The sequence below is a fragment of the Virgibacillus sp. M23 genome (assembly GCF_034190895.1).
GTDB classification, from domain to species: Bacteria; Bacillota; Bacilli; order Bacillales; family Amphibacillaceae; genus Virgibacillus; species Virgibacillus salarius.
On sequence record NZ_JAWDHA010000273.1, the window covers coordinates 1 to 439 of the forward strand.

The window sequence follows — 439 nt, forward strand, 5'->3', positions numbered from 1 at the left end:
CTGTATGTCTGGCACTCACATCACCATACCGCTCATATTACAGAGCTTTCCAAACGGATGGGGTGGTCTTAACGCTTTTGCCGGCGGAAAGCCGGAATACTGATAGCGGTAATCACCAGCAGTGAGATCACAGCAGCCGCTGCATATAAATGGTCATAGCCGCTGGCGACACTCGCATGAATGGCGTCGCTTATCGCGGCTTTGGCTTCAGGAACGGGAATGCGTTCAACTTGTTCTTGTAAAGTAGAAACATCAGAACTGTCGATCTCCGGAATCATCTGCATCGCCTTTTCTGAATGTCCGCTGTCCGATAAGCGGCTCTTGATTTCATCACCGATTTGGTCGAACCCGGCTGTGATAAAACCTGCGTAAAGAGTAGGCGCCAAGGTCAGTCCAATTTGTCTTACTAATGAAAGCGTGCCAAGCGCTGTGCCCTTAT

At 49.9% G+C, this 439-nt stretch carries 2 pseudogenes; one reads left to right on the forward strand and one right to left on the reverse strand.

Going from position 1 to position 439, the window contains the following annotated elements:
* Positions 1-72, forward strand: a pseudogene (locus tag RVS70_RS22510) (metal-dependent hydrolase); the annotation flags it as partial.
* Here the strand turns inward: RVS70_RS22510 and RVS70_RS22515 are convergent.
* A pseudogene (locus RVS70_RS22515) lies at positions 69-439 on the reverse strand (MFS transporter); the annotation flags it as partial. The pseudogenes RVS70_RS22510 and RVS70_RS22515 sit on opposite strands and share 4 nt — an antisense overlap.